General features: G+C 70.0%; 33 protein-coding genes. 25 read left to right on the top strand and 8 right to left on the bottom strand.

Annotated features, from left to right (window positions below; genetic code table 11):
* Window position 1: 1 nt before the first annotated feature.
* From rplO to truA, 11 genes are all read left to right on the top strand, one after another.
* Complete coding sequence (rplO, locus tag OO68_RS15545; protein ID WP_030839644.1) at window positions 2-457, top strand: 50S ribosomal protein L15; 456 nt, start codon at window positions 2-4, stop codon at window positions 455-457.
* A gap of 235 nt (window positions 458-692) precedes the next feature.
* On the top strand, window positions 693-2,006 hold the full coding sequence (secY, locus tag OO68_RS15540; RefSeq protein WP_033308963.1) for a preprotein translocase subunit SecY: 1,314 nt from the start codon (window positions 693-695) through the stop codon (window positions 2,004-2,006).
* Window positions 2,006-2,668, top strand: coding sequence for an adenylate kinase (locus OO68_RS15535; protein WP_033308962.1), 663 nt, complete (start codon window positions 2,006-2,008; stop codon window positions 2,666-2,668). The genes secY and OO68_RS15535 overlap by 1 nt, the downstream gene beginning before the upstream one ends.
* A 132-nt stretch (window positions 2,669-2,800) precedes the next feature.
* Complete coding sequence (map, locus tag OO68_RS15530) at window positions 2,801-3,637, top strand: type I methionyl aminopeptidase (protein ID WP_033308961.1); 837 nt, start codon at window positions 2,801-2,803, stop codon at window positions 3,635-3,637.
* Between the two features lie 263 nt (window positions 3,638-3,900).
* The gene (gene infA / locus OO68_RS15525; RefSeq protein ID WP_003948620.1) at window positions 3,901-4,122 is read left to right on the top strand and encodes a translation initiation factor IF-1; all 222 of its coding nucleotides are present in this window, start codon (window positions 3,901-3,903) and stop codon (window positions 4,120-4,122) included.
* Between the two features lie 59 nt (window positions 4,123-4,181).
* On the top strand, window positions 4,182-4,295 hold the full coding sequence (gene rpmJ, locus OO68_RS15520; protein ID WP_003974245.1) for a 50S ribosomal protein L36: 114 nt from the start codon (window positions 4,182-4,184) through the stop codon (window positions 4,293-4,295).
* A 191-nt stretch (window positions 4,296-4,486) separates the two neighbouring features.
* On the top strand, window positions 4,487-4,867 hold the full coding sequence (gene rpsM, locus OO68_RS15515) for a 30S ribosomal protein S13 (protein ID WP_004984507.1): 381 nt from the start codon (window positions 4,487-4,489) through the stop codon (window positions 4,865-4,867).
* 64 nt (window positions 4,868-4,931) lie between these two features.
* On the top strand, window positions 4,932-5,336 hold the full coding sequence (gene rpsK / locus OO68_RS15510; RefSeq protein ID WP_003956432.1) for a 30S ribosomal protein S11: 405 nt from the start codon (window positions 4,932-4,934) through the stop codon (window positions 5,334-5,336).
* 120 nt (window positions 5,337-5,456) lie between these two features.
* Window positions 5,457-6,479 (top strand): DNA-directed RNA polymerase subunit alpha, encoded by a 1,023-nt coding sequence (locus OO68_RS15505; protein WP_003966937.1) that lies wholly within the window; start codon window positions 5,457-5,459, stop codon window positions 6,477-6,479.
* 180 nt (window positions 6,480-6,659) lie between these two features.
* The gene (rplQ, locus tag OO68_RS15500; protein WP_033308960.1) at window positions 6,660-7,145 is read left to right on the top strand and encodes a 50S ribosomal protein L17; all 486 of its coding nucleotides are present in this window, start codon (window positions 6,660-6,662) and stop codon (window positions 7,143-7,145) included.
* 147 nt (window positions 7,146-7,292) lie between these two features.
* Entirely contained in the window at window positions 7,293-8,147 is an 855-nt protein-coding gene (gene truA / locus OO68_RS15495) for a tRNA pseudouridine(38-40) synthase TruA (protein ID WP_033308959.1), read from the top strand.
* A 7-nt stretch (window positions 8,148-8,154) separates the two neighbouring features.
* Here the strand turns inward: truA and OO68_RS15490 are convergent, their stop codons facing one another.
* Window positions 8,155-9,024: a hypothetical protein gene (locus OO68_RS15490; RefSeq protein WP_033308958.1), complete on the bottom strand. Its 870-nt coding sequence runs from the start codon at window positions 9,022-9,024 to the stop codon at window positions 8,155-8,157.
* A 74-nt stretch (window positions 9,025-9,098) separates the two neighbouring features.
* Between OO68_RS15490 and OO68_RS15485 the strand changes: the two genes are divergently transcribed.
* The 4 genes from OO68_RS15485 to glmM all read left to right on the top strand — a co-directional run bounded on the left by OO68_RS15485 (window position 9,099) and on the right by glmM (window position 12,153).
* Complete coding sequence (locus tag OO68_RS15485; RefSeq protein ID WP_033308957.1) at window positions 9,099-9,410, top strand: hypothetical protein; 312 nt, start codon at window positions 9,099-9,101, stop codon at window positions 9,408-9,410.
* Window positions 9,411-9,627: 217 nt separating this feature from the next.
* Complete coding sequence (rplM, locus tag OO68_RS15480) at window positions 9,628-10,071, top strand: 50S ribosomal protein L13 (RefSeq protein ID WP_033308956.1); 444 nt, start codon at window positions 9,628-9,630, stop codon at window positions 10,069-10,071.
* A gap of 42 nt (window positions 10,072-10,113) precedes the next feature.
* Window positions 10,114-10,626, top strand: a complete 513-nt coding sequence (rpsI, locus tag OO68_RS42285) for a 30S ribosomal protein S9 (RefSeq protein WP_033308955.1) — start codon at window positions 10,114-10,116, stop codon at window positions 10,624-10,626.
* 168 nt (window positions 10,627-10,794) lie between these two features.
* A complete protein-coding gene (gene glmM / locus OO68_RS15470; RefSeq protein ID WP_033308954.1) occupies window positions 10,795-12,153 on the top strand; it encodes a phosphoglucosamine mutase in 1,359 nt (452 codons plus the stop codon).
* 96 nt (window positions 12,154-12,249) lie between these two features.
* Here the strand turns inward: glmM and OO68_RS15465 are convergent, their stop codons facing one another.
* Both OO68_RS15465 and coaA read right to left on the bottom strand, forming a co-directional pair.
* On the bottom strand, window positions 12,250-13,182 hold the full coding sequence (locus OO68_RS15465; RefSeq protein ID WP_033309105.1) for a DUF389 domain-containing protein: 933 nt from the start codon (window positions 13,180-13,182) through the stop codon (window positions 12,250-12,252).
* A 31-nt stretch (window positions 13,183-13,213) separates the two neighbouring features.
* Window positions 13,214-14,182: a type I pantothenate kinase gene (gene coaA / locus OO68_RS15460; RefSeq protein WP_033308953.1), complete on the bottom strand. Its 969-nt coding sequence runs from the start codon at window positions 14,180-14,182 to the stop codon at window positions 13,214-13,216.
* 191 nt (window positions 14,183-14,373) lie between these two features.
* Here coaA and OO68_RS15455 point away from each other — a divergent pair, with 191 nt between their 5' ends.
* Together OO68_RS15455 and OO68_RS15450 are read left to right on the top strand one after the other, a co-directional pair.
* A complete protein-coding gene (locus tag OO68_RS15455) occupies window positions 14,374-15,381 on the top strand; it encodes a daunorubicin resistance protein DrrA family ABC transporter ATP-binding protein (RefSeq protein WP_033308952.1) in 1,008 nt (335 codons plus the stop codon).
* On the top strand, window positions 15,378-16,193 hold the full coding sequence (locus OO68_RS15450; protein WP_033308951.1) for an ABC transporter permease: 816 nt from the start codon (window positions 15,378-15,380) through the stop codon (window positions 16,191-16,193). Before OO68_RS15455 ends, OO68_RS15450 begins: the two co-directional genes overlap by 4 nt.
* 63 nt (window positions 16,194-16,256) lie before the next feature.
* Here OO68_RS15450 and OO68_RS15445 read toward each other — a convergent pair whose 3' ends face one another.
* Together OO68_RS15445 and OO68_RS46275 are read right to left on the bottom strand one after the other, a co-directional pair.
* Entirely contained in the window at window positions 16,257-16,448 is a 192-nt protein-coding gene (locus tag OO68_RS15445; RefSeq protein WP_033308950.1) for a hypothetical protein, read from the bottom strand.
* A gap of 4 nt (window positions 16,449-16,452) precedes the next feature.
* Window positions 16,453-16,617: a hypothetical protein gene (locus OO68_RS46275; protein ID WP_157852720.1), complete on the bottom strand. Its 165-nt coding sequence runs from the start codon at window positions 16,615-16,617 to the stop codon at window positions 16,453-16,455.
* A gap of 97 nt (window positions 16,618-16,714) precedes the next feature.
* Between OO68_RS46275 and glmS the strand changes: the two genes are divergently transcribed.
* Window positions 16,715-18,562 carry a glutamine--fructose-6-phosphate transaminase (isomerizing) gene (glmS, locus tag OO68_RS15435; protein ID WP_033308948.1) on the top strand — a complete coding sequence of 616 codons (1,848 nt, stop codon included), beginning with the start codon at window positions 16,715-16,717 and terminating at the stop codon, window positions 18,560-18,562.
* Between the two features lie 84 nt (window positions 18,563-18,646).
* On the opposite strand, the gene OO68_RS15430 is transcribed toward glmS, so the two are convergent.
* Window positions 18,647-19,006, bottom strand: coding sequence for a hypothetical protein (locus tag OO68_RS15430; RefSeq protein ID WP_033308947.1), 360 nt, complete (start codon window positions 19,004-19,006; stop codon window positions 18,647-18,649).
* Between the two features lie 153 nt (window positions 19,007-19,159).
* Between OO68_RS15430 and OO68_RS15425 the strand changes: the two genes are divergently transcribed.
* The gene (locus tag OO68_RS15425) at window positions 19,160-19,531 is read left to right on the top strand and encodes a holo-ACP synthase (protein WP_031133117.1); all 372 of its coding nucleotides are present in this window, start codon (window positions 19,160-19,162) and stop codon (window positions 19,529-19,531) included.
* Window positions 19,532-19,555: 24 nt separating this feature from the next.
* On the opposite strand, the gene OO68_RS15420 is transcribed toward OO68_RS15425, so the two are convergent.
* Together OO68_RS15420 and OO68_RS15415 are read right to left on the bottom strand one after the other, a co-directional pair.
* Window positions 19,556-19,828: a hypothetical protein gene (locus tag OO68_RS15420; RefSeq protein WP_033308946.1), complete on the bottom strand. Its 273-nt coding sequence runs from the start codon at window positions 19,826-19,828 to the stop codon at window positions 19,556-19,558.
* A 124-nt stretch (window positions 19,829-19,952) separates the two neighbouring features.
* Window positions 19,953-21,107, bottom strand: coding sequence for a right-handed parallel beta-helix repeat-containing protein (locus OO68_RS15415; RefSeq protein ID WP_033308945.1), 1,155 nt, complete (start codon window positions 21,105-21,107; stop codon window positions 19,953-19,955).
* Between the two features lie 175 nt (window positions 21,108-21,282).
* On the opposite strand from OO68_RS15415, the gene OO68_RS15410 reads away from it, so the two are divergent.
* The 6 genes from OO68_RS15410 (at window position 21,283) to OO68_RS46815 (ending at window position 26,458) form a co-directional block, all read left to right on the top strand.
* A complete protein-coding gene (locus OO68_RS15410; protein WP_033308944.1) occupies window positions 21,283-22,713 on the top strand; it encodes an NAD(P)H-hydrate dehydratase in 1,431 nt (476 codons plus the stop codon).
* A 191-nt stretch (window positions 22,714-22,904) separates the two neighbouring features.
* The gene (locus OO68_RS46270; RefSeq protein ID WP_157852719.1) at window positions 22,905-23,060 is read left to right on the top strand and encodes a hypothetical protein; all 156 of its coding nucleotides are present in this window, start codon (window positions 22,905-22,907) and stop codon (window positions 23,058-23,060) included.
* Window positions 23,061-23,073: 13 nt separating this feature from the next.
* Window positions 23,074-24,240, top strand: a complete 1,167-nt coding sequence (alr, locus tag OO68_RS15405) for an alanine racemase (RefSeq protein WP_033308943.1) — start codon at window positions 23,074-23,076, stop codon at window positions 24,238-24,240.
* Window positions 24,241-24,363: 123 nt separating this feature from the next.
* Complete coding sequence (locus OO68_RS15400) at window positions 24,364-25,623, top strand: alpha/beta fold hydrolase (protein ID WP_033308942.1); 1,260 nt, start codon at window positions 24,364-24,366, stop codon at window positions 25,621-25,623.
* Window positions 25,592-26,110, top strand: coding sequence for a tRNA (adenosine(37)-N6)-threonylcarbamoyltransferase complex ATPase subunit type 1 TsaE (gene tsaE, locus OO68_RS15395; RefSeq protein WP_033308941.1), 519 nt, complete (start codon window positions 25,592-25,594; stop codon window positions 26,108-26,110). The genes OO68_RS15400 and tsaE overlap by 32 nt, the downstream gene beginning before the upstream one ends.
* A gap of 180 nt (window positions 26,111-26,290) precedes the next feature.
* A complete protein-coding gene (locus OO68_RS46815) occupies window positions 26,291-26,458 on the top strand; it encodes a hypothetical protein (protein WP_167345895.1) in 168 nt (55 codons plus the stop codon).
* The last annotated feature ends 91 nt before the right edge of the window (window positions 26,459-26,549 follow it).

Genomic DNA, 26,549 nt, shown 5'->3' with positions numbered 1-26,549 from the left:
CATGGCGGAGCAGAACCCGCTCAAGATCCACAACCTCCGTCCCGCCCCGGGCGCCAAGACCGCCAAGACCCGTGTCGGTCGTGGTGAGGCGTCGAAGGGTAAGACGGCCGGTCGTGGTACCAAGGGCACGAAGGCCCGTTACCAGGTTCCGGAGCGCTTCGAGGGTGGCCAGATGCCCCTCCACATGCGTCTCCCGAAGCTGAAGGGCTTCAAGAACCCGTTCAAGACCGAGTTCCAGGTCGTGAACCTCGACAAGCTGGCCGCGCTCTACCCCGAGGGTGGCGAGGTCACCGTCGAGGGTCTGGTGGCCAAGGGGGCCGTTCGCAAGAACAGCCTCGTCAAGGTCCTCGGCCAGGGCGAGATCTCCGTGGCGCTGCAGGTGACGGTCGACGCCGTCTCCGGCTCCGCCAAGGAGAAGATCACCGCCGCCGGCGGTTCTGTCACCGAGCTCGTCTGAACACCACAGGCGTCTCGATGACCTGAGCGATCCCGACCGGGGATACCCCACAAATGGGGTATCCCCGGTCGGTCGTTCCTAGGGCGGCAGTCTCGCCGGTAAGGTGGCCTGCACTGCCCACTTTTCACTGGGTGCTGCACTTCGGGCACTCACAGCGGCAGTTGACCGTTACCTATTCGTCGAACCTCAAGACCGTCACCCTTGACGCAGTTGCGCGGGGGTCGCAGGAGGCACCGTGCTCACCGCGTTCGCCCGGGCGTTCAAGACGCCCGACCTGCGCAAGAAGCTGCTCTTCACGCTCGGCATCATCGTGGTCTACCGGGTCGGTACGCACGTACCCATCCCAGGCGTCGACTACCGGAACGTCCAGACCTGTATCGACAACGCCCAGGCCAACCAGGGCATCTTCGGCCTGGTCAACATGTTCAGCGGCGGCGCGCTGCTGCAGATCACGATCTTCGCGCTGGGCATCATGCCGTACATCACGGCGAGCATCATTCTGCAGCTGCTGACCGTGGTGATTCCGCGTCTGGAAGCCCTGAAGAAGGAGGGCCAGGCCGGTACGGCGAAGATCACGCAGTACACCCGTTACCTGACGATCGCCCTCGCCATCCTTCAGGGCACCGGCCTCGTCGCCACCGCCCGCAGCGGCGCTCTCTTCACGGGCTGCCCGGTGGCCAGCCAGATCGTCCCCGACCAGTCGATCTTCGTCACCATCACCATGGTCATCACCATGACCGCCGGTACGGCCGCCGTGATGTGGCTCGGTGAGCTCATCACCGACCGCGGCATCGGCAACGGCATGTCGATCCTGATGTTCATCTCGATCGCCGCCACCTTCCCGTCCGCGCTGTGGGCCATCAAGCAGGAGGGCTCCCTGGCCGGCGGCTGGATCGAGTTCGGCACGGTCATCCTGGTCGGCTTCGCCATGGTCGGCCTGGTGGTCTTCGTCGAGCAGGCCCAGCGCCGCATCCCGGTTCAGTACGCCAAGCGCATGATCGGCCGCCGTTCCTACGGCGGTACGTCCACCTACATCCCGCTCAAGGTGAACCAGGCGGGTGTGATCCCCGTCATCTTCGCCTCGTCGCTGCTCTACATCCCGGCGCTGATCGCTCAGTTCGCGGGAGGTACCTCGGGCTGGAAGACCTGGATCGAGCAACACTTCGTCAAGGGCGACCACCCGTACTACATCATTACGTACTTCCTGCTGATCGTTTTCTTCGCGTTCTTCTACGTGGCGATCTCCTTCAACCCCGAGGAAGTCGCCGACAACATGAAGAAGTATGGTGGCTTCATCCCGGGCATCCGGGCTGGCCGACCGACCGCTGAGTACCTGAGCTACGTACTCAACCGGATCACCTGGCCGGGTTCGCTGTACTTGGGACTGATCGCTCTCGTGCCGACGATGGCGTTGGCAGGTTTCGGGGCAAACCAGAACTTCCCGTTCGGCGGGACCAGCATCCTGATCATCGTGGGTGTCGGTCTCGAGACCGTGAAGCAGATCGAGAGCCAGCTCCAGCAGCGCAATTACGAAGGGTTCCTCCGCTGATGCGTATCGTCCTCGTCGGGCCGCCGGGCGCCGGTAAGGGAACGCAGGCCGCGTTCCTGGCCATGAACCTGTCGATCCCGCACATCTCCACGGGCGACCTGTTCCGGGCCAACATCAGCCGGCAGACGGAACTCGGCAAACTGGCGAAGTCCTACATGGACGCGGGCAACCTCGTGCCCGACGAGGTCACCATCGCGATGGCGAAGGACCGCATGGAGCAGCCGGACGCCGAGAACGGTTTCCTGCTGGACGGCTTCCCCCGCAACGTGTCGCAGGCCGAGGCGCTCGACGAGCTCCTCGAGACCGAGAGCATGCAGCTCGACGCGGTGCTGGACCTGGAGGTCCCCGAGGACGAGGTGGTCAAGCGCATCGCCGGCCGCCGCATCTGCCGTAACGACTCCTCGCACGTCTTCCACGTGACGTACAAGCAGCCGGCCAAGGAGGGCGTCTGCGACGTCTGCGGCGGTGAGCTGTACCAGCGCAACGACGACTCCGAGGAGACGGTCCGGACGCGCCTGGAGGTCTACCACACCCAGACCGAGCCGATCATCGACTACTACAAGGCCCAGGGCCTGGTGGTCACGATCTCGGCGCTCGGCAAGGTGGAGGACGTCACGACCCGCGCCATGGAGGCGCTGAAGCGTGGCGAGGGCGACAAGTAGTCGTCCGTGCGCAGCTACGGCCGCGGTTCCCCTCGGGGAGCCGCGGCTGCTGTGTGGGTGGGGCCGGTCGCGCGGCCCCGTATCGTTGAAGGCGTTCGTTGTCGCCGAAGGTCCAGAAAGGCCGTAGCTCCCATGGTGCAGATCAAAAGCCCCGAGCAGATCGCCAAGATGCGTGAGGCGGGGCTGGTCGTCGCCGCCATTCACGCGGCGACCCGTGAGGCCGCCGTCCCCGGAGCCACGACGAAGGATCTCGACCAGGTCGCCCGCAAGGTGCTCGCCGAGCACAACGCCAAGCCGAACTTCCTCGGCTACGGCGGCTTCCCGGCGACGATCTGCACGTCGGTGAACGAGGTCGTCGTCCACGGCATCCCGTCCGACGACGTCGTCCTCAAGGACGGGGACGTCATCTCCATCGACTGCGGCGCGATCATCGACGGCTGGCACGGCGACGCCGCCTTCACGGCCTTCGTGGGCTCGGGACACGCTCCGGAACTCGTCGAGCTCTCCCGGGTGACCGAGGAGTCGATGTGGGCCGGCATCGCCGCCATGAAGCAGGGCAACCGCCTGGTCGACGTCTCCCGGGCCATCGAGACGTACATCCGCCGCCAGCCCAAGCCCGGCGGCGGCAAGTACGGGATCATCGAGGACTACGGCGGCCACGGCATCGGCACCGAGATGCACATGGACCCGCACCTGCTGAACTACGTCGACCGGCGGCGGGGCAAGGGGCCGAAGCTGGTGCCCGGCTTCTGCCTCGCGATCGAGCCGATGGTGTCGCTGGGGACGCCGAAGACGGAGGTCCTGTCGGACGACTGGACCGTCATCACGACGGACGGCACCTGGTCGTCCCACTGGGAGCACTCCGTCGCTCTGACGGAGGAGGGGCCGCTCGTGCTGACGTCTCCCGACGGGGGGAAGGCGAAGCTCGCCGAGCTGGGGATCGTGGCCGCGCCGGATCCCCTGGGCTGAGCGCCGCGCTCTCCGAGTGGACGGTCGAGTCGTCCGGCGGCTGCGGGTTGGTTGTGGTTGTTCGCGCCCACGCGGCTGAGCCGCATGTCGACACAGCCCCGCGCCCCTGAAGGGGCGCTTAAAGATCTGTCCGCTGGGGCAGACTCTCTCGATTCGTGTTTCCGGGAGCCCTGACGTAGACTGACTCGTCGGCTCTTGTGTACCCGCATGCCTGCATGCGCCCGCACAGAGTCGATCAAGGTAGTCGATTCGAAGGGCGAAGCGTGGCCAAGAAGCAAGGTGCCATCGAGATCGAGGGCACTGTCGTCGAGTCTCTTCCGAACGCCATGTTCAAGGTCGAGCTCCAGAACGGCCACCAGGTCCTGGCACACATCAGCGGCAAGATGCGCATGCACTACATCCGCATCCTCCCTGACGACCGGGTCGTGGTGGAGCTGTCTCCGTACGACCTGACCCGTGGCCGGATCGTCTACCGCTACAAGTAGATCTTGCCCGCATCCTGCCTCCGGCGGGGTGGTGGCACTGACCCGGAGAACCTCACCCAATGAAGGTCAAGCCGAGCGTCAAGAAGATCTGCGACAAGTGCAGGGTGATCCGCCGTCACGGCCGGGTCATGGTCATCTGCGACAACCCGCGCCACAAGCAGCGCCAGGGCTGACGCACGACCGATCCCTCTGCCATCGCAGAGATTCGCGCGACGCAAGCTGAATATGTTCATACGCAGGACCCAGGGGAACGAGCGTTCGCCTGACACCCCCGGTTCGGAGGCTGGGGACTCAGTTCGTACCTGGTACGGCGGCTGGGAGTCGGTTCTGCGGAAGACCTCCGACAAGTAACTGGAGCCATTGAATGGCACGCGTTTCCGGTGTTGACATCCCGCGCGAAAAGCGCGTGGAGATCGCCCTCACCTACGTGTTCGGCATCGGCCGGACCCTCTCCCAGCAGACGCTGGCCGCCACCGGCGTGGACCCGAACACCCGTGTTCGGGACCTCTCCGAGGAGCAGCTGGTCGCGATCCGCGAGTACGTCGACAACAACATCAAGACCGAGGGTGACCTCCGTCGCGAGATCCAGGCCGACATCCGCCGCAAGGTCGAGATCGGCACCTACCAGGGTCTCCGTCACCGTCGTGGTCTGCCCGTCCGCGGTCAGCGCACCAGCACCAACGCTCGTACCCGCAAGGGTCCGCGTCGCGCCATCGCCGGCAAGAAGAAGCCGGGCAAGAAGTAGTCCACAGCGGACGCCTGTCCACGGTCTTCGCTGTAGGACCGACCACCTCCCGTAGGAGTTATAGATGCCCCCCAAGGGTCGTCAGGGCGCTGCCAAGAAGGTGCGCCGCAAGGAAAAGAAGAACGTCGCTCACGGCCACGCGCACATCAAGAGCACGTTCAACAACACGATCGTCTCGATCACGGACCCGTCCGGCAACGTGATCTCCTGGGCCTCCGCCGGCCACGTCGGCTTCAAGGGCTCCCGGAAGTCCACGCCGTTCGCCGCGCAGATGGCCGCCGAGTCGGCCGCCCGCCGCGCCCAGGAGCACGGCATGCGCAAGGTCGACGTCTTCGTCAAGGGCCCGGGCTCCGGTCGTGAGACCGCGATCCGCTCCCTGCAGGCCACCGGCCTCGAGGTCGGCTCGATCCAGGACGTCACGCCGACTCCGCACAACGGCTGCCGTCCGCCCAAGCGCCGCCGCGTCTGACGCACGGCTGCTCGGTCTGAGGTTTTCGGGCGGTACGACTCCTTCGGGTCGTATCGCCCGTACCCTTGTTACACATCAGGGCATCAAATAGTGGGTGCCCCTGACTGAAGGACTCACCACATGCTGATCGCTCAGCGTCCCTCGTTGACCGAAGAGGTCGTCGACGAATTCCGCTCCCGGTTCGTGATCGAGCCGCTGGAGCCGGGCTTCGGTTACACCCTCGGTAACTCCCTGCGCCGGACCCTCCTCTCCTCGATCCCGGGTGCGGCGGTCACGTCCATCCGCATCGACGGCGTGCTGCACGAGTTCACCACCGTGCCGGGCGTCAAGGAGGACGTCACCGACCTGATCCTCAACATCAAGCAGCTGGTCGTCTCCTCGGAGCACGACGAGCCGGTCGTGATGTACCTGCGCAAGCAGGGCCCGGGTCTGGTCACCGCCGCCGACATCGCGCCCCCGGCCGGTGTCGAGGTGCACAACCCCGACCTGGTCCTCGCCACGCTCAACGGCAAGGGCAAGCTGGAGATGGAGCTGACCGTCGAGCGCGGTCGCGGCTACGTCTCCGCCGTGCAGAACAAGCAGGTGGGCCAGGAGATCGGCCGGATCCCGGTCGACTCGATCTACTCGCCGGTTCTCAAGGTCACGTACAAGGTCGAGGCCACGCGTGTCGAGCAGCGCACCGACTTCGACAAGCTGATCGTCGACGTCGAGACCAAGCAGGCCATGCGCCCGCGTGACGCCATGGCGTCCGCCGGTAAGACCCTGGTCGAGCTGTTCGGTCTCGCCCGCGAGCTGAACATCGACGCCGAGGGCATCGACATGGGCCCGTCCCCCACGGACGCCGCCCTGGCCGCCGATCTGGCGCTGCCGATCGAGGAGCTGGAGCTCACGGTCCGCTCCTACAACTGCCTCAAGCGTGAGGGCATCCACTCCGTGGGTGAGCTCGTGGCGCGTTCCGAGGCGGACCTGCTCGACATCCGCAACTTCGGTGCGAAGTCGATCGACGAGGTCAAGGCGAAGCTGGCGGGCATGGGTCTCGCGCTCAAGGACTCGCCTCCCGGGTTCGACCCGACCGCTGCCGCCGACGCCTTCGGTGCGGACGACGACGCGGACGCCGGTTTCGTGGAGACCGAGCAGTACTAAGAGCTCGGGCCTTCCGGTCCGTACTCGGGTGCGGGTGCGCTGTGGCTTGTCGCGCAGTTCCCCGCGCCCCTTCCGAGCAGCCCCTTCGGGGCTGCTCGGATCTCCGACAGGCAAACCCGCCTGCTCGGATACTGACCCCGGTACCTGATACGGCCGGGGCAGACACCTAGGAGAAGCACCATGCCGAAGCCCACCAAGGGTGCCCGTATGGGCGGCAGCGCCGCGCACGAGAAGCTGATGCTCGCGAACCTCGCGAAGTCGCTCTTCGAGCACGGCCGCATCACCACCACCGAGGCCAAGGCCCGCAAGCTGCGGCCGTACGCCGAGCGTCTGGTCACCAAGGCGAAGAAGGGCGACCTTCACAACCGCCGTCAGGTGCTCCAGGTCATCACGGACAAGAGCATCGTGCACACGCTCTTCACCGAGATCGGCCCGCGCTACGAGAACCGTCCGGGTGGTTACACCCGCATCACCAAGATCGGTAACCGCCGTGGCGACAACGCGCCCATGGCTGTCATCGAGCTGGTCGAGGCTCTGACGGTGGCGCAGGAGGCGACGGGCGAGGCCGAGGCCGCGACCAAGCGCGCCGCGAAGGACAACGAGGCTGCCGAGGCTCAGGTCGACACGACCAAGGCCGAGGACGCCGAGGAGTCCAAGGACGCGTAAGCGTCTGCCGGGGGCTGTCTACCGGCGGCTTGCGGTTCGTCGTGGCTGTTCGCGCAGTTCCCCGCGCCCCTGAAGGGCGTTGTTGGCGGGTCCGTTCCCTCTTCGGAGGGGGCGGGCCCGCCTTTGTGCTGGTGAGAGGATCCTGGGGTGAGTGACGAAGTAGAGGCCGGCCACGTCCGGGTCCGGCTTGATCTGTCGTACGACGGGAGTGAGTTCTCCGGGTGGGCCAAGCAGGCCGGGGGGCGGCGGACCGTGCAGGGCGAGATCGAGGACGCCCTGCGGACCGTGACGCGGTCGCGGGAGACCTACGAGCTGACCGTCGCGGGGCGTACCGATGCGGGCGTGCACGCGCGCGGGCAGGTCGCTCACGTCGACCTGCCGCGTGAGGTGTGGGCCGAGCACCACCAGAAGCTGCTGAAGCGGCTCGCCGGGCGACTGCCGCGGGACGTCCGGGTCTGGGCCCTCAGGGAGGCGCCCAGTGGCTTCAACGCCCGTTTCTCGGCGGTCTGGAGGCGGTACGCGTACCGGGTCACCGACAATCCCGGAGGCGTCGACCCGCTGCTGCGCGGCCATGTGCTGTGGCACGACTGGCCCCTCGACGTGGACGCCATGAACGAGGCGGCCCGGGGGCTGCTGGGCGAGCATGACTTCGCCGCCTACTGCAAGAAGCGGGAGGGCGCGACCACGATCCGCACGCTCCAGGAGCTGAGCCTGGTGCGGGGGGACGACGGGATCATCACCGCCACCGTGCGGGCCGACGCCTTCTGCCACAACATGGTGCGCTCGCTCATCGGGGCGCTGCTGTTCGTCGGGGACGGGCACCGGCCCGCCGACTGGCCGGGGAAGGTGCTGGCGGCCGGCGTACGGGACTCGGCCGTGCACGTCGTCCGGCCGCACGGGCTGACGCTGGAGGAGGTCGGATACCCGGCCGACGACCTGCTCGCCGCGCGCAACAAGGAGGCGCGGAACAAGCGGTCGCTGCCGTCGGCGGGCTGTTGCTGACGTCCGGCTATTCGTTGGCCGCGGCCGAGGCCTGGACCTCGCCGCGGCGGCGGATCTGGTCGAACGTGAACTGGGCCAGGTCGTCCCCGGTCTTGTAGACGGGGGTGTCCTTGGGCGTCACGTCCTTGCCGTTGGTGAAGCCGGCGTTGGTGAAGTAGGCGTAGCGGCCGTAGGAGTTGGTGGTCAAGCGGCAGAAGCCGGATTCGCAGAAGGGCTTCACGCCGCCGCCGGAGAGCGACTTCACGAAGCTCTTCTTGGTGCTCTGGCCCTTGGCCTTCACGGCCTGGGCCTCGGTGTCGAAGACGGCCACGCCGACCGTCACCGCGATGCCGTCCTTGACGTAGGTGGCGCGTATCAGGCGCGTGCAGTCGTTCGCCGTGAGGATCTTGGGGAGCGTGCCGCCGGCCGCCGAGGCGCAGTTGCGGGTGTCGGCGGTGGGGCCCTTCTTGTACAGCGTCCCGGCCTCGGTCAGCTGGGTGCCCGGGAAGAGGGTGTCCGGGCTGAGCGGGGCCTTGTCCTTCTTCGCGCTGGCGATGAAGTCCTTCGGGTCCAGCGGGGGAGGGGCGCTGGTCGGGGCGAAGGACGGGGCCGAGGCGGTCTGGCTCGGGATGTCGGCCGACGGCAGGGAGGTCGGGTTCCCCTGCGTGTCGCTGCCCGCCGAGACGACGGCCACCGCGACGGCGGTGCCGATCGCGACGGTGGCGAACGCGCCGCCGCCGACCAGCAGCAGGCGACGTCGCTTGTTGCGGGCCTCTGAGGCTTCAGCGAGCGCCGCCCAGTCCGGCGACTGGCCGCCTCCGCTGTTCCAGGGCTGCTGCGACTGCGGTTTCCAGGGATCCCACTGGGACTGAGGTCCCCCCTGCTGCCCAAAGCTCATGGGCCGCATCTTAGACGGGACAAGGGGTGTGCTGGTCCGCCCGGACGGGCTCTGCAGCCCCTAGCGTTCCTCCCATGCGCACGGGCAAAGGCGACATCTCCGGGTGGTTGGGGCGAGTGCTGCCGACGGTGGTGCTGCTGGGGTGTCTGCTGTCCTGGCCGGCCCTAGCGGCCGGGGTGTGGCCGTCGGTCGTGGTGGGGGCGCTGGGGGCGTGCCGTCGTCCGCGCGCCGGCCGATCCGTGGTGCGGTGGTGCGCGGCCCTCGCCGTGGACGTCGCCGTCTCGGCGGTGTTCCCGTACGTACGGCCGCCGCGGCGGCGGACGCTGCGGAGGGCCGTCACGCTCTGCGCCGTCCTGTACGTCTCCGTGACCGAGCGGCTGCGGTGATCCCGCGTTTTGACCCTTGTGGTGTACCCCGGTATTCTGCTTGTTCGTTGTGTATTGGCTTGCTCATTCTCACGGGACGGGCCCTTACACCGGTCCACCGGGCCGATGACCAGCGACCCCACGTACGCGGTATGCGTCGCCGCAGTGCGGTCCAGGCTGTCGTGATCGTTTCGGTGACCAGTTATGGACCATTCACTCGAAGCGAAGGCTACGAACCGTGCGTACGTACAGCCCCAAGCCCGGCGATGTGACGCGCCAGTGGCACGTCATCGACGCTCAGGACGTTGTCCTGGGCCGTCTCGCCACCACTGCCGCGACGCTCCTCCGGGGCAAGCACAAGCCGATCTACGCGCCGCACGTCGACGCTGGTGACTTCGTCATCATCATCAACGCCGACAAGGTGCACCTCTCCGGCAACAAGCGGACCCAGAAGATGGCGTACCGCCACTCCGGCTACCCGGGTGGTCTGCGCTCCGTCCGCTACGACGAGCTGCTGGACAAGAACCCCGAGAAGGCCATCGAGAAGGCCGTCAAGGGCATGCTCCCCAAGAACACGCTGGGCCGTCAGATGCTCTCGAAGCTGAAGGTCTACAAGGGTGACCAGCACCCGCACGGCGCGCAGCAGCCGCAGCCGTTCGAGATCACCCAGGTCGCGCAGTAAGTCCGGCCACCCCCTAAGACTGAAGAGAATCTGAGGAGCATCGTGGCCGAGACCACTGCCGAGCAGCCGCTCGAAGAGATCGACATCGACAGCTACACCACCGAGTCCGAGGTCCCCGTCGAGGGTGAGTACACCTCGGAGTCCATGGCGTCCCGCTTCGGCGAGCCCCAGCCGGCCGCCGGCCTGGGCCGTCGCAAGAACGCCATCGCCCGCGTCCGGATCGTCCCGGGCACCGGCAAGTGGAAGATCAACGGTCGCACCCTTGAGGACTACTTCCCCAACAAGGTGCACCAGCAGGAAGTCAACGAGCCGTTCAAGGTTCTCGAGCTCGAGGGCCGCTACGACGTCATCGCCCGCATCTCCGGTGGCGGTGTCTCCGGCCAGGCCGGTGCGCTCCGTCTCGGTGTCGCCCGCGCGCTGAACGAGGCCGACGTCGACAACAACCGCGGCCCCCTGAAGAAGGCCGGCTTCCTCAAGCGCGACGACCGTGCGGTCGAGCGCAAGAAGGCCGGTCTGAAGAAGGCCCGCAAGGCTCCGCAGTACAGCAAGCGCTAAACGCGACGCCCGTCCTGGCGACTGGCTTCGCAACGATCGCCCCGGCGGCACGGTTGTGCTGCCGGGGCGGTTTCGTTTACACAACCCCTACGGCCCCCGGACAGTCTCAGGGGGTGCACATCGGGGATGTGAGCCGCATTCTCTTCAGCAATATCGGAGGACACCACTGTGGGACGACTCTTCGGCACGGACGGCGTGCGCGGTGTCGCCAACGCGGATCTGACGGCGGAGATGGCCCTCGGCCTCTCCGTGGCCGCGGCGCACGTACTGGCCGAGGCGGGCACGTTCGAGGGACACCGGCCGAAGGCCGTGGTCGGACGTGACCCCCGTGCGTCCGGGGAGTTCCTGGAAGCCGCCGTGGTCGCGGGTCTCGCCAGCGCCGGCGTGGACGTCCTGCGGGTCGGCGTGCTGCCGACGCCCGCCGTGGCGTACCTGACCGGGGAGCTCGGCGCCGACCTCGGTGTGATGCTCTCCGCCAGCCACAACGCCATGCCCGACAACGGCGTCAAGTTCTTCGCCCGCGGGGGGCACAAGCTCGCCGACGAGCTGGAGGACCGGATCGAGTCCGTCTACGAGGAGCACCGCACCGGCGCCCCGTGGGACCGGCCGACCGGGGCCGGGGTGGGCCGCGTACGCGCGTACGAGGAGGGCTCCGAGCGGTACGTCGCGCATCTGCTGAGTGTCCTGCCGAACCGGCTCGACGGGCTGAAGGTCGTCCTCGACGAGGCGCACGGCGCCGCCGCCCGGGTCTCGCCCGAGGTGTTCCAGCGGGCCGGTGCCGAGGTCGTCACGATCGGGGCCGAGCCGGACGGGCTCAACATCAACGACGGGTGCGGTTCGACGCACCTGGACAAGATCAAGGCCGCCGTCGTCGAGCACGGCGCCGACCTCGGCATCGCGCACGACGGCGACGCCGACCGGTGCCTCGCCGTCGACCACACCGGCGCGGAGGTGGACGGGGACCAGATCCTCGCCGTGCTGGCGCTGGCGATGCGGGAGCGGTCCGTGCTGCGGTCCGACACGGTCGTCGCCACGGTGATGTCGAACCTCGGGTTCAAGCTCGCCATGGAGCGCGAGGGCATCCGGCTGGTGCAGACCGCCGTCGGCGACCGGTACGTGCTGGAGGAGATGAAGGAGCACGGGTTCGCCCTCGGGGGCGAGCAGTCCGGGCACGTGATCATCCTCGACCACGCGACGACCGGCGACGGGACGCTGACCGGGCTGCTGCTGGCGGCTCGGGTGGCGCAGAGCGGCCGCACGCTGGCGGATCTCGCCGGGGTCATGGAGCGGCTGCCGCAGGTGCTGATCAATGTGCCGGATGTCGACAGGACGCGGGTGGGGACGTCCGCGGAGCTGTCGGCGGCCGTCGCGGACGCGGAGCGGGAGCTCGGGGAGACCGGGCGGGTGCTGCTGCGGCCCTCCGGGACGGAGCCGTTGGTCCGGGTGATGGTCGAGGCGGCCGATATCGAGCAGGCCCGGTCTGTCGCGGGGCGGCTGGCCGACGTGGTGAAGTCCGCGCTCGGCTGATGACCGAGTAGGGGGTGGGGGGTTCTGCCGGGGACGGAGTGCTGCTCTCGTCGTGATTGTTCGCGCAGTTCCCCGCGCCCATGAGGAACGTCGCCCTCACGGCGCGTTCTTGGGCTGCCTGGACCAGAACCACTTCTGAGCCAGCAGTGTGAGCGTGCCGGCGACGATGATGCCCAACAGGTTCAGCAGGAGCTGTTCCGTCGAGCCCCACGTCTGTTTCGTGTCGCCGTAGCTCAGGGCCACGGCCGCGTTCGCGGCGGCCGGGATCGTGGTGACCGAGATGGCCACGCCGACCAGGGCGCCCGACTTGGCGGAGGTCAGGGAGAGCGTGCCGGCGATGCCGGCCAGGACCGCCACGACGAAGGAGAACCAGTCCGGGGCGTAGATGAAGCCCGTGTTCGGACGGTCGGCCATGAGCTGCTCCTGGCTGAACAGGTCCACGGCGTCCATGAAGAGGCTGAAGGCGACCGTCACCGCCATCGCCGCTGCGAAGCCCACCAGCAGGGCGATCAGGGAGCGCAGGGCGAGCCGGGGGCGACGCCGGACGATCGCGGTACTGAGGCCGGCGAGCGGGCCGAACTCCGGGCCCACGGCCATGGCACCGACGATCAGGATCGCGTTGTCCAGGACCACGCCACAGGCCGCGATCATCGTGGCGAGCGTGATGAAAGCCAGGTACGTGACCGAGAGGGTGGACTCCTCGTGCGTCGCGTCGGTCAACTGCTCCCAGAGGACCGCGTCCGCGCCCTCGCCCGGCGCGTCGGCCTCGGCCCGGTCGGCCCGCTCGGACAGGGACAGGTCTATGGACTCCACGGCGATGGAGCCGGTGGTGTCGATGCCCAGTTCCCGCAGACCGGCGAGGAGTTCGTCGCCCGCCTCACGCGCGACGTCGCACATCACCACGTCCCCGGCGGGGTCGCGGGCGGCGCCCGGCAGCACGACGAGGTGGGTGGTGCCGACCGTCTTCTCGATCAGCAGGACCACTTCGTCGGTCCGGCCGGACGGTGTGATCATGCGCAAGTGGAGCATGGCGCCCATCTAACCCGCCTTTCCCCTGCCGTCACAGCTTGCGCAGGCTGAGCCGCTGCACCTTGTGGTCCGGGCCCTTGCGCAGGACGAGGGTGGCCCGGCCGCGGGTGGGGGCGATGTTCTCCACCAGGTTGGGCCGGTTGATCGTGCGCCACATCGTCCGGGCGTAGTCCAAGGCTTCCTCCTCCGAGACCTGCGTGTACTTGCGGAAGTACGAGGACGGGTTCTGGAAGGCGGTCGCGCGCAGCTTGCGGAAGCGGTTGAGGTACCAGGTCTCGATGTCCTCGACACGGGCGTCGACGTACACGCTGAAGTCGAAGTAGTCGGCGAGACCGACGCGGGTGCGGCCGTCCTTGCCGGGCAGGGCCGGCTGGAGGACGTTCAGGCCCTCGACGATCAGGATGTCGGGGCGGCGGACGGTGAGCCGCTTGTCGGGGACGATGTCGTAGATGAGATGGGAGTAGACGGGGGCGGTGACCTCGTCCTTGCCGGCCTTGATGTCGGCGACGAAGCGGGTCAGAGCGCGGCGGTCGTAGGACTCCGGGAAGCCCTTGCGGGACATCAGGCCGCGGGCCTTGAGCTCCTTGGTGGGCAGCAGGAAGCCGTCGGTGGTGACCAGCTCGACGCGTGGGTGCTCGGGCCAGCGCGAGAGCAGGGCCTGGAGGAGGCGGGCGACCGTCGACTTGCCCACGGCGACCGAACCGGCCACGCCTATGACGAACGGGGTGCCCGACTGGGAGCCCTGTTCGCCCAGGAACGTGTTCAGCGCGCCTCTGAGGCCGTCGGTGGCACCGACGTAGAGGTTGAGGAGGCGGGACAGCGGGAGGTAGATGTCCCGCACCTCGTCGAGGTCGATCACGTCGCCGAGACCGCGCAGCTTCTCGACCTCCTCGGCCGTCAGCGGCAGCGGCGTCTTGTCACGCAGCGCACTCCACTCGGTTCGGGTGAGGTCGACGTAGGGAGTCGCCTCCGGGCGGGGCCGGTGGGCGCTCCGGGGCATCGAGGAGACCGGAGAGATCACAGTCCATTGTTACGGGCGTACGAACGGATGGTGAGGTGGGATCCGTCACGCGAGGTGTTCACCCGGCTTCCTCCTGAGAAAGACCGGCACGGGAGGAATGTCAGTGGCGTGCGTCACAGTTGTGGGAGAGGTGGGCCCGGTCCGGGGTCCACGGACGCCTGGGGGTACCCATGACGTATGCGATAGAGGCGGAAGGCCTGGTCAAGCGGTTCAAGGAGACCGAGGCGCTGGCCGGCGTCGACCTGGCGGCCCGCAAGGGCACGGTGCTCGGGCTGCTGGGGCCCAACGGTGCGGGGAAGACGACGGCGGTGCGGATCTTCGCGACACTGCTGCTCCCGGACCGGGGCACGGCCAAGGTGGCCGGCCACGACGTGGTCCGGGAGGCGGGGGTCGTTCGCTCCCTCGTCGGGCTGACCGGGCAGTACGCGGCGGTCGACGAGAACCTGACCGGCACGGAGAACCTGCTGCTCATCGGCCGGCTGCTGGGTCTGCCGAGGCGGGAGGCGAAGGCGCGGGCCGGTGAACTGCTGGAGCGGTTCCAGCTGACCGACGCGGCCGGGCGGGCCGCGAAGACCTTCTCGGGCGGCATGCGCCGGCGTCTGGACCTCGCGGCCAGCCTGGTCGGCCGGCCCAGCATCCTCTTCCTCGACGAGCCGACCACGGGCCTTGATCCACACAGCCGTGGTGAGCTGTGGGACCTGCTGCGCGGGCTGGTCGCGGACGGTGCGACCGCGCTGCTGACCACGCAGTACCTGAACGAGGCCGATGTCCTCGCCGACGACATCGTGGTGATCGACAAGGGCCGTGTGATCGCCGAGGGCACGCCGGACCGGTTGAAGGCGCAGGTCGGCGGCCAGGTGCTGGAGCTCAGGCCGATCGCCGGGCAGGACCTCGCGCGGGCGCACGCGCTGGTGGCCGGGGCCGCAGGGCCGCAGGCCCGGATCGAGGGCGAGACGGTCACCGCCCCGGTGAACGACCCGGAGCTGATGCCGGCCGTCGTGCGCGCGCTGGACCGGGAGGGCATCGCGGTCGGGGAGCTGGCCTTGCGCCGCTCCTCCCTAGATGAGGTCTTCCTGTCCCTGACCGGTCACCGCGCCGAGCCGGGCGAGGCCGAGGAGGACGGCGGTGCGGCGGTCCGGGAGGACGAGGAGCTGGAGAAGGCGGTGAGCCCGTCATGACCGCCACCGCCACCACCCTCACCGCACCGGTCACCGCTTCGGGCCGGGTGCCGCCCCTCGCCGGGCTGCGGCAGACCTTCACGATGGCCTGGCGGAGCCTGGTCGCCGTCAAGCACAACCCGCTCGAACTGGTCGACTACAGCATCACGCCGATCATGTTCGTGTTCCTGTTCACCTATGTGCTGGGCGGACAGATGGCCGGCTCGCCCGACGCGTACCTGAAGTACGCGCTGCCCGGGATCATCGTGCAGAACACCCTGTTCATGACGATGTACACAGCGATGGCGCTGAACACCGACCTCACCAAGGGCGTCTTCGACCGGCTGCGCAGCCTGCCCATCGCCCGCTCCGCGCCGCTCATCGGCAGGATCACCGCGGACCTCGCGAAGCACCTGTGGGCGCTGCTGCTGATGATCGGCCTCGGCCTGGCGCTCGGCTTCCGCATCACCGGCGGATTCGGCGGCTTCCTGCTCGGCACCCTGCTGGTGGTGGTGTTCGCCGCGGCCGTCTCCTGGAGTGCGGTGCTGATCGGGATGCTGGCCGGCGACGCCGAGAAGGTCCAGGCGTTCGCCTTCACGCTCATCTTCCCGATCACCTTCACCAGCAGCGCGTTCGTCGTCGTCGACACGATGCCCGGCTGGCTCCAGGCCTGGAGCGACGTCAATCCGGTGACCCACCTGTCGGACGCGTTCCGGGGGCTGCTGCTGGGCGGGGCGGTGGCCGAGCCGGTGCTGTGGTCGTTGGTGTGGGCGGCGGGGATCGCCCTGGTGTTCTATCCGCTGGCCATGCGGGCTTACCGGGCGAAGGTCTGAGGAGCTGAGGGGCCTGGCCGCACCTGCTGGTCTTCCCGCCAGCGTCGTCTCGATCTCCTTCGCTCAGCGGTGGAACGCGGACGCGAGGTCGTCGGGCAGGCGAAGGCCGGCGGCGGGGTCGTCCGGAGCGAAGCTCCCGAAGCCTTCCGCGTACAACGGGTACAGCCCGTACTGGCCTTCGACGGTGATGGCGAGCGGGTGCCGAGGAGGCGGGCCTTGCGGGCCGACCCGCCGGCAGGACGGTTCCCGTTCCACTCGGTCAGCCTGTGCGCCACGCCGCCGGGCAGTGCGAGGGCGTCGTCGTCGACCGGGACGGCGCGGGTGAAGGCCTGACGCCGGTGGGCGCCCAGGCGTCCGTGGTGTGCAGCGGTGAGGTGTCGCCGCAGGCGCGGACGAGGAGGTGCTCGGGTTCTTCGCCACTCATTCCGGACGCGCTCCTCTCGGCCTTGAGGCTGCATTATTTCCGATTCCGGGCAGGCTGAAGGGCTTTCCCGGGGGAGTCGGCCCGTAGGCTGCGGCTCATGTGCGGAATCGTGGGATACGTGGGGCCGCAGTCGGCGCTCGATGTGGTGATGGCCGGGCTGAAGCGGCTGGAGTACCGGGGGTACGACTCGGCGGGCGTCGCCGTCCTGGCCGACGGCGGGCTGGCGGCGGCGAAGAAGGCCGGCAAGCTCCTCAACCTGGAGAAGGAACTGGACGGCAGACCGCTGCCCACCGGCGCCACGGGCATCGGGCACACTCGTTGGGCCACGCACGGCGGGCCGACGGACACCAACGCCCACCCGCACATCGACAACGCGGGCCGGGTCGCGGTGGTGCACAACGGCATCATCGAGAACTTCGCCGAACTGCGGGCCGAGCTGGCCGAGCGCGGCCACGAGCTGGCCTCCGAGACGGACACCGAGGTCGTCGCGCATCTGCTCGCCGAGGAGTTCTCCTCCTGCGCGGATCTCGCCGAGGCGATGCGGCTGGTGTGCCGGCGTCTGGAGGGCGCGTTCACGCTGGTCGCGGTGCACGCCGACGAGCCGGACGTGGTGGTGGGCGCGCGGCGGAACTCACCGCTGGTGGTCGGCGTCGGTGAGGGCGAGGCGTTCCTGGCCTCGGACGTCGCCGCGTTCATCGCCCACACGCGCTCGGCGATCGAGCTCGGCCAGGACCAGGTGGTGGAGCTGCGCCGGGACGGCGTGACGGTGACCGGCTTCGACGGCCGCCCGGCCGACGTCCACTCGTACCACGTCGACTGGGACGCGTCGGCCGCCGAGAAGGGCGGCTACGACTACTTCATGCTCAAGGAGATCGCCGAACAGCCCAAGGCGGTCGCCGATACGCTCCTGGGCCGGATCGACGGGTCCGGTTCGCTGACGCTGGACGAGGTGCGGATCCCTCCGCGGGTGCTGCGGGAGATCGACAAGGTCGTCATCGTCGCGTGCGGCACGGCCTTCCACGCCGGGATGATCGCCAAGTACGCCATCGAGCACTGGACGCGGCTGCCCTGCGAGGTGGAGCTGGCGAGCGAGTTCCGCTACCGGGACCCGATCCTGGACGCGCAGACGCTCGTCATCGCCATCTCCCAGTCGGGCGAGACCATGGACACGCTGATGGCGCTGCGGCACGCCCGCGAGCAGGGCTCCAAGGTGCTGGCCATCTGCAACACCAACGGCTCGACGATCCCGCGCGAGTCGGACGCCGTGCTGTACACGCACGCCGGGCCGGAGGTGGCCGTCGCCTCGACCAAGGCGTTCCTGACACAGCTCGTGGCGTGCTATCTGGTCGCGCTGTACCTCGGCCAGGTACGGGGCACGAAGTGGGGCGACGAAATCCGGGCGGTGATCCGCGACCTGTCCTCGATCGCCGGTGCGGTGGACCAGGTGCTGGGCACGATGGAGCCGGTGCGGGAGCTGGCACGCACGCTGGCCTCGAAGAAGACGGTGCTGTTCCTCGGGCGGCACGTGGGGTATCCGGTGGCGCTCGAAGGCGCGCTGAAGCTCAAGGAGCTCGCCTACATGCACGCAGAGGGGTTCGCGGCCGGGGAGCTGAAGCACGGGCCGATCGCCCTGATCGAGGAGGACTTGCCGGTGGTCGTGGTGGTGCCGTCGCCGCGTGGGCGCTCGGTGCTGCACGACAAGATCGTGTCCAACATCCAGGAGATCCGGGCGCGGGGGGCCCGGACGATCGTGATCGCGGAGGAGGGCGACGAGGCGGTCGTGCCGTACGCGGACCACCTGGTCCGGATTCCCGCCACGCCGACCCTGTTGCAGCCGCTCGTCGCGACGGTGCCGCTTCAGGTGTTCGCGTGCGAGCTGGCGACGGCCCGCGGGAACGAGGTGGACCAGCCGCGGAACCTGGCCAAGTCGGTGACCGTGGAGTGAGCGGGCATCCGCAGTGAGCGAGAGGGGCGAACGGCCTTATGCCCTTCGCCCCTCGCCAGCCGGTCAGCCCGTCAGGTGCCCGGCTCAGATGGGCAGGCAGGTCGCCGGGACCCAGCCTTCCTTGCTGGTGCTGTTGGGGCCGCCGAAGTACCACTTGTTGCTCGTCTTGCCGCAGGCCGTGTAGGTGCCGCCCTTGGTGGGCTTGCGGTCGCCGAAGCAGACACCGCCCGCCTTGCCCTTGCCCCAGGTGCCGAGCGCCGTGGAGCTCGTCTTGGGCTGGCTGCGGAGGTTGACGGTCGCCTTGGGCTTCACGTTGGTCAGCGCGCTGCTGCAGTCCGGCTTCGTCGCCGCTGCGGCGGTCCCGGCTGTGGCGACGGTGCCGGTGAGGGCCGTGGCGAAGAGGGCCATGGCGGCGGCCGCGGTCCCCAGCGACTGGAACTTCATGATGTCCTCCCGTTTGCGTGCGATGCCGTTTGCTCATCGCGGTCAGCGCGAACTCTATAGAAGGCGGGTGAAGTTGCGGATCACGGGGGTGCCCGGGCGGCGCATCGGACGCCGTTCCCGCCGGATCCCGCCCGTCACCGTAGGGTGCTGCCCATGAGCATCATCGGGGTCGGCATCGACGTTGCCGAGATCGAGCGGTTCGCGGCTTCACTGGAGCGCACGCCCGCGCTGGCCGGGCGGCTGTTCGTGGAGCGGGAGTTGCTGCTGCCCAGCGGGGAGCGGCGGGGGGTCGCCTCGCTCGCCGCGCGGTTCGCGGCCAAGGAGGCCCTGGCCAAGGCGCTCGGCGCTCCGCCCGGACTGCTCTGGACCGACGCCGAGGTGTGTGTCGAGGACAGCGGCCGGCCCCGGCTGCGGGTGACCGGTACGGTCGCCGCGCGTGCCGCCGAACTCGGCGTGCGGACCTGGCACGTGTCGCTGAGTCACGACGCGGGCGTCGCCTCGGCGGTGGTCATCGCCGAGGCGTGAGGCGCCCCCAGGGGCGTCCGCGGACTAGGCCACGCTCCAGAGCAGCGTGACGGTGCCGATGAAGCCGATCGCGCCCAGGACCGTACCGGCTGCCGCCGGCCACAGCCGGCCCGTCCCCCTGCGGGCGTAATGGAGGCCCATCGCCCCGAAGGTCACCGCGAGCGCTCCGGCGAGGACCGTCCACGGGAACAGGAACGCCCAGGTGCCCACGGCCGAGAAGACACCGAGGACCAGGGCGGTGGGGCCGAGGGCGGTGGCGGGGCTGTCCTTGTCGCCGGATGCTGTCGAGCTGGTCATGTCTCGTCGACCCCCTTTTTGAACGAGTTCAAAACACGGCTCGATCATACGCCGTGAAGGGGCGGCCCGGGTGAAGGGCCCCGGAGCCCCCGCCGAGTGGGATGGCAAGGGCTCCGGGAGCAGGTCAGCAGACCGACTGACTGGTGTTCACCCGCGTGATGTTGCGGAACTCCGTGTTCTCGCCGCACGGGCTCTCCCTGATGGCCGAGTTGGTGACCGTCAGGTTCTGGATGGTGATGTCCTTGTTGTTGGCGAACTCCGAGCGGGCCGCCAGGCGCAGTTCCCCGCCGCCCGTGATCGTGCCGCTCTGCGCCGCGAGGCTGACGTTGTAACAGTTCTCAATCAGAACCGAGTTGTTGCCCGTGCTGGAGAGCGTCACCTTGTCGATGACGGCCCCGCCGCTCTCCGAGACGCAGAACACGCCGCGTCCGCCGCCCCGGGCGACGACCTCGCCGACGCGGATGTTGGTGGGGTAGCCGCTGCCGATCCGGCCGTTGCGGTTGGCCATGCGGAAGGCGGCGTAGCCGGTGCCCGTGCCGGCGTTCTCCGCGTCCACCTTGGTGACCCTGGCGTTGACGGTCTGGTTGAGCAGCAGGCCCGACTCACCGACGTTACGGGCCGTCACCGTGCCGACGGTGAGGCCGTCCACGCCGTAGGTCTCGACCGCGTGGCTGGACGCGCCGGAGACGTAGACGTTGTCGATGCGGACGTTGCGCGTCCACTGGCTGGTGTCGCCGCGGTTGTCGATGCGGACGCCCAGGCCGCGGGAGAGGCGCATGTCGATCTGGCCGAGCACCACGTTCTGGACGTTGCGCAGGAAGACGCCGTACAGCGGGGTGCCGGTGAGCTTGAGGTTCTGGACCTCTACGTCCCGGGTGCCGCGCGAGTAGACCGGCGCCTGGTCGCCCGAGCCGCTGCCGGTGACATTGATCGTGCCGCAGACGTCGAGGACGGTGTAGCTCGGCAGGGAGATGCGGGAGCCCGCCGGCATCGAGCCCGAGCCGCGGACCACGACCCGTTCCTTCGAAGTGCGCCCGGCGGTGAGGCTGTTGACGGCGGCCTGGACGGCCGCGCGCAGATCGGTGCCGGTGTAGACCGTGCTGCCGCCGCGCCGGGCGGTCCAGGTGCCGCCGCTCTGCACGGCCTCGGCCTGGTAGGAGCCGTCTCCGCAGGCCAGTGCGCGCGTGGGGGCGGCCGTGGCGGGGGCGGTCAGGGTGCCGGCGGCGGTGAGGAGGGCGGTGGCGCCGGCGGCGGCCAGTAATGCGGCTCTGCGTCCCATGGGGGCCTCGGTTTCGTCGGACGTGGGGGTGTGTGCAAGCGCTTTCTGCGCGGCCGGGAGTCTGGCAAAGGGGCGGCACAGCGTCAATGGATGCGGCACGGTCCGCAGAGCGGGCAGATGCCGGAGGTGCGTGTGAGGGGGAGTGGCCCCGCGGTCGTACGGGAAACTCGACCGCATGCGTACTGCGTACAGCGTGGAGACGGTCCGGACCGCCGAACGGGAGCTGATGGCGCGGCTGCCGGAGGGGGCGCTGATGCAACGCGCCGCCGCCGGGCTCGCCGCGGCCTGCGCCGACCTGCTGGGGCGGGTGTACGGGAGCAGGGTGGTGCTGCTGGTCGGCAGTGGTGACAACGGAGGTGACGCCCTGTACGCCGGGGCCCGGCTGGCCCGACGGGGGGCCGGGGTCACGGCGGTGCTGCTCGCGCCGGAGCGGGCGCACGCGGCGGGGCTCGCGGCGTTGCGGCGGGCCGGGGGCCGGGTCGCCCGGGCCGGTGAGAGCGAGGCGCTCGTGGAGGGCGCGGACCTCGTCCTCGACGGGATCGTCGGCATCGGCGGGAAGGGCGGGCTGCGGCCGGACGCCGTGCCGTTGGCCGCCGCCGCCGGGCGGTCGCGGGGGGCCGTCGTCGCGGTCGATCTGCCGAGCGGTGTCGACGCCGACACCGGGGAGGTGCACGGGGCCGCCGTACAGGCCGACCTGACCGTGACGTTCGGGACGCACAAGCCGGGGCTCCTGATCGATCCCGCCCGGGAGTACGCGGGGTCGGTCCGGCTGGTCGACATCGGGCTGGAGCTGCCCGCCGAGCCGGAGCTGGAGGCGTTGCAGCACGAGGACGTGGCCCGGCTGCTGCCGGTGCCGCGGGCGGAGAGCGACAAGTACCGGCGGGGCGTGGTCGGCATCGCCGCCGGGTCGGCGCGGTATCCGGGGGCCGCTGTGCTGGCCGTGTCGGGCGCGCTGCGGGGCGGGGCCGGGGCCGTGCGGTACGTCGGGCCGGCCGGGGACGCCGTCATCGCGCGGTTTCCCGAGACGCTCGTGTCGGACCAGGGGCCGAAGCAGGCCGGCCGCGTGCAGGCGTGGGTCGTCGGGCCGGGGGCCGGGGACGACGCGGCGACGGTCGCTGAGGTGCTGGCGGCGGACGTGCCGGTGCTGATCGACGCGGACGGGCTGCGGCTGGCGGATGCGGAGGTCGTGCGGGGGCGGCGGGCGCCGACGCTGATGACGCCCCATGCGGGGGAGGCGGCGGCGCTGCTGGGTGTGGAGCGGGGGGAGGTCGAGGGCGGCCGGCTGGCGGCGGTGCGGGAGCTGGCGCGGCGGTACGGGGCGACCGTGCTGCTGAAGGGGTCCACGACGTTGGTGGCCGACTCGGGGGGTGGGGCGGTGCGGGTGAATCCGACGGGGACGGGGTGGCTGGCCACGGCCGGGAGCGGGGACGTGCTGTCCGGGCTGGGCGGGTCGTTGCTGGCGGCGGGGTTGTCGGCGGTGGATGCCGGGAGTGCCGGGGCCTATCTGCATGGGCTGGCCGGACGGCTGGCGGCGGAGGGGGCGCCGGTGGGGGCGCATGACGTGGCCGATGCGGTGCCGGTGGCTTGGCGGAATGTTGTGGGGTGAGGCGTGAGTGGTGGGGCGTGAGGGGTGAGGGGTGAGGGGGATTGCGGTGTGGGTCGGTGGGGCGGCGCTGTGGGAGTGGGTCGCCCCCTCCGCCCCTTCCCGTCCCGATCCGGGGGCTGCCGCCCCCGCACCCCCGCTTCGGCCTGAACGGCCTCGTCCTCACGCGCCGGACGGGCTGGTGGGTGTGGCTCGTGCGTTCGAGTGAGCCCGCGCAGCCCTGGTCGCTCGACACGCCCGACCAGGCCCTGCCGCCCGTGATGTACACGCCGTCCGCCGAGGAGGACGGCGCCGTCTCGGTTGGGGGCGGCGGCCCGGGACGTAGCGGACCTGCGGCCGGAGCCCTCTGAGACACTGGGCGCGATGAGCGAGAGAACAGCCCCGGCCGCGCCCCTGCGGGCCCGTGCCGAGATCGACCTGGCCGCCCTGCGGGCCAATGTGCGGGCCCTGCGCGCCCATGCGCCGGGCGCGGCCGTGATGGCCGTGGTCAAGTCCGAGGCGTACGGCCACGGGGCTGTGCCGTGTGCCCGCGCGGCCGTCGCCGCGGGGGCGAGCTGGCTGGGCACGGCCACGCCCGAGGAGGCCCTGGCCCTGCGGGCTGCCGGGCTGCCGGGCCGCATCATGTGCTGGCTGTGGACGCCCGGCGGGCCCTGGCGCGAGGCGATCGAGGCGGACCTGGACGTGTCCGTCAGCGGGATGTGGGCCCTGGCGGAGGTCGTCGGGGCGGCCAGGGAAGCCGACCGGCCCGCCCGCGTGCAGCTCAAGGCCGACACCGGCCTCGGGCGGGGCGGCTGCCAGCCCGGCGAGGACTGGGCCGAGCTGGTCCGCGAGGCGCTGCGGGCCGAGGCCGAGGGGCTGCTGCGCGTGACGGGGCTGTGGTCGCACTTCGCCTGCGCCGACGAGCCCGGGCACCCTTCCATCGCCGGCCAGCTCGGCGTGTTCCGGGAGATGGTCGCGTACGCCGAGAAGCAGGGCGTGCGGCCCGAGGTCCGGCACATCGCCAACTCGCCGGCCACCCTCACGCTCCCCGAGAGCCACTTCGACCTGGTCCGCACCGGCATCGCCACCTACGGCATCTCGCCCAGCCCCGAGCTGGGCACCCCGGCCGACTTCGGGCTGCGCCCGGTGATGACGCTGTCCGGCTCGCTGGCCCTGGTCAAGCGCGTGCCGGGCGGGCACGGCGTCAGCTACGGCCACCGGTACGTGACGCCCGGCGCGACCACCCTCGGCCTGGTGCCGCTGGGCTACGCCGACGGCATCCCGCGGCACGCCTCCTCGGCCGGGCCGGTCCTGGTCGAGGGGAAGTGGCGCACGATCGCCGGGCTGGTCGCCATGGACCAGTTCGTGGTGGATCTGGGGGGCGACGAGCCCGCGGCCGGGGCCGAAGCGGTCCTGTTCGGGCCCGGGGACCGCGGAGAGCCCACGGCGGAGGACTGGGCCCAGGCGGCCGGAACCATCGCCTACGAGATCGTGACCCGGATCGGAACGCGTGTTCCTCGCGTCTATGTGAATGAGGAACGGGACGGGTAACTCGCACGGGGAACCCGTCACGCGAGGAGCACCAGGCACCCTGGCAACAGCAGCACCATCGGCCCACCGGTTCACTCGACCGGCTGAGCCACCCGACCGGCACCCGGCGAAGAGGAGCGGTACGTGAGCGAGAGCAGTGCGGAGGTCGTCGCGGACGTCGCCTCCGCGGCCGTCGCGGTCTCCGCCGCGGGGGCCGCGGGGGGCTGGCGCCGGGCGACCGGCATCGCCGGCGTGGCGATAGGCGTGGTGGCCGCGGGAGCGGCCGCCGGTGTCGCCCTGGAGCGGATGACGGTCGGCCGCGGCATGCGGCAGAAGGCGCGGCTCGCCCTGGACTCCGCGGGGCCGTACGGCTCGCTGCGCGGCATGCCCGGCAAGGCGTTCGCCGACGACGGCACGGAGCTGTACTACGAGGTCGACGACCTCGACGAGGAGGCCGCTCCCGCCGCCATCGGCCCCCGCCGACGACGGCTCTTCGGCCGCAAGTCACCGGCCCCTGTCACCGTCGTGTTCAGCCACGGCTACTGCCTCAGCCAGGACTCCTGGCACTTCCAGCGGGCCGCCCTGCGGGGCGTCGTGCGGACCGTGCACTGGGACCAGCGCAGCCACGGCCGGTCCGGGCGAGGCGTGGCCCAGCACCGGGACGACGAGCCGGTCACGATCGAGCAGCTGGGCCGGGACCTGAAGGCCGTCATAGACGCGGCCGCCCCCAAGGGGCCGCTCGTGCTCGTCGGGCACTCCATGGGCGGCATGACGGTGATGGCGCTGGCCGACCAGTACCCCGAGCTGATCCGGGAGCGGGTCGTCGGGGTCGCCTTCGTGGGGACGTCGTCGGGGCGGCTCGGCGAGGTCAACTACGGCCTGCCCGTCGCCGGGGTCAACGCGGTGCGGCGGGTGCTGCCCGGGGTGCTGAAGGCGCTGGGGCAGCGGGCCGAGCTGGTGGAGAAGGGGCGGCGGGCGACCGCGGACCTGTTCGCCGGGATCATCAAGCGGTACTCGTTCGCGTCCCGGGACGTCGACCCGGCCGTCGCCCGGTTCGCCGAGCGGATGATCGAGAGCACGCCGATCGACGTGGTCGCCGAGTACTACCCGGCGTTCAACGACCACGACAAGACCGAGGCGCTCGCCCACTTCGCGGACCTGCCCGTGCTCGTCCTGGCCGGCGTGCAGGACCTGGTCACGCCCAGTGAGCACAGCGAGGCCATCGCCGATCTGCTCCCCGACGCCGAGCTGGTGCTGGTGCCGGACGCCGGGCATCTGGTGATGCTGGAACACCCGGAAGTGGTCACCGACCGCCTCGCCGACCTGCTCACCCGCACGGGTGCCGTGCCCGCAGGGGCTACCGTGAAGGGCTATGGAAGCACCAGCACCGCACAGCCCGGCTGAGCCCGGATCCGTCCAGATCGTCGTCACGTCCCCCGAGCAGATGCGGGAGCTGGGCCGCCGGCTCGCGAAACTGCTGCGCGCGGGTGATCTGGTGATGCTCAGCGGAGAGCTCGGCGCGGGCAAGACGACGCTGACCCGTGGGCTGGGCGAGGGGCTCGGCGTGCGCGGGGCCGTCACCTCGCCGACGTTCGTGATCGCCCGGGTGCACCCCTCACTGGGCGACGGGCCGCCGCTCGTCCACGTCGACGCCTACCGGCTCTCCGGCGGCCTCGACGAGATGGAGGACCTCGACCTCGACGTCTCGCTGCCCGACTCCGTGGTCGTCGTGGAGTGGGGCGAGGGCAAGGTCGAGGAGCTGACGGAGGACCGGCTCCAGGTCGTGATCCACCGGGCGGTGGGCGACACGACCGACGAGGTCCGGCAGATGACCCTCACCGGTGTGGGGGAACGCTGGGCCACGGCGGACCTGAGCGTCCTTGCTGCGTGAATCCGCGTGAATCCGCGTGTGTCCGGGTGTCCCGGGGTCCTGGTGTGCGGTCATTCGATGAACGTTCCGACAAGACGTCGGCAAGATGTTGCGTTCGGTGTCCCGCACGTGGTCACATGGTATCCAGTCCGTAGTTAGGTGTACCTAACTTCGTCGGCCCCGGCCCTTCGGGAGGCGTCCATGTCGGCTACAGAGAGCAAGGGGCAGCCGCAGCGGTTCGCGGTCGCCGGCGTGTCCATGCGCGACCTGCTGGCGGCCGGTGAGGCGGCGGCGCTGATCTCCACGCCCCCGCGTGCTCCCGGCCCGGAGTTCACGGCACGGGTCTCCGAGCACCGCGAAGCGGCCTAGGTGTGCTGTCCCGGGACGTTGGTGACAGGCGACACGCCTTGAGTGGTCCTTGAACGAGGCGAGGGCCTCTGGGTTCGGTGTGGATTGCGAA

The organism is Streptomyces iakyrus, from assembly GCF_000717055.1.
GTDB lineage: Bacteria > Actinomycetota > Actinomycetes > Streptomycetales > Streptomycetaceae > Streptomyces > Streptomyces iakyrus.
Note: the sequence above shows the minus strand (reverse complement) of the source record. Positions and strands in the feature narration are given on the sequence as shown.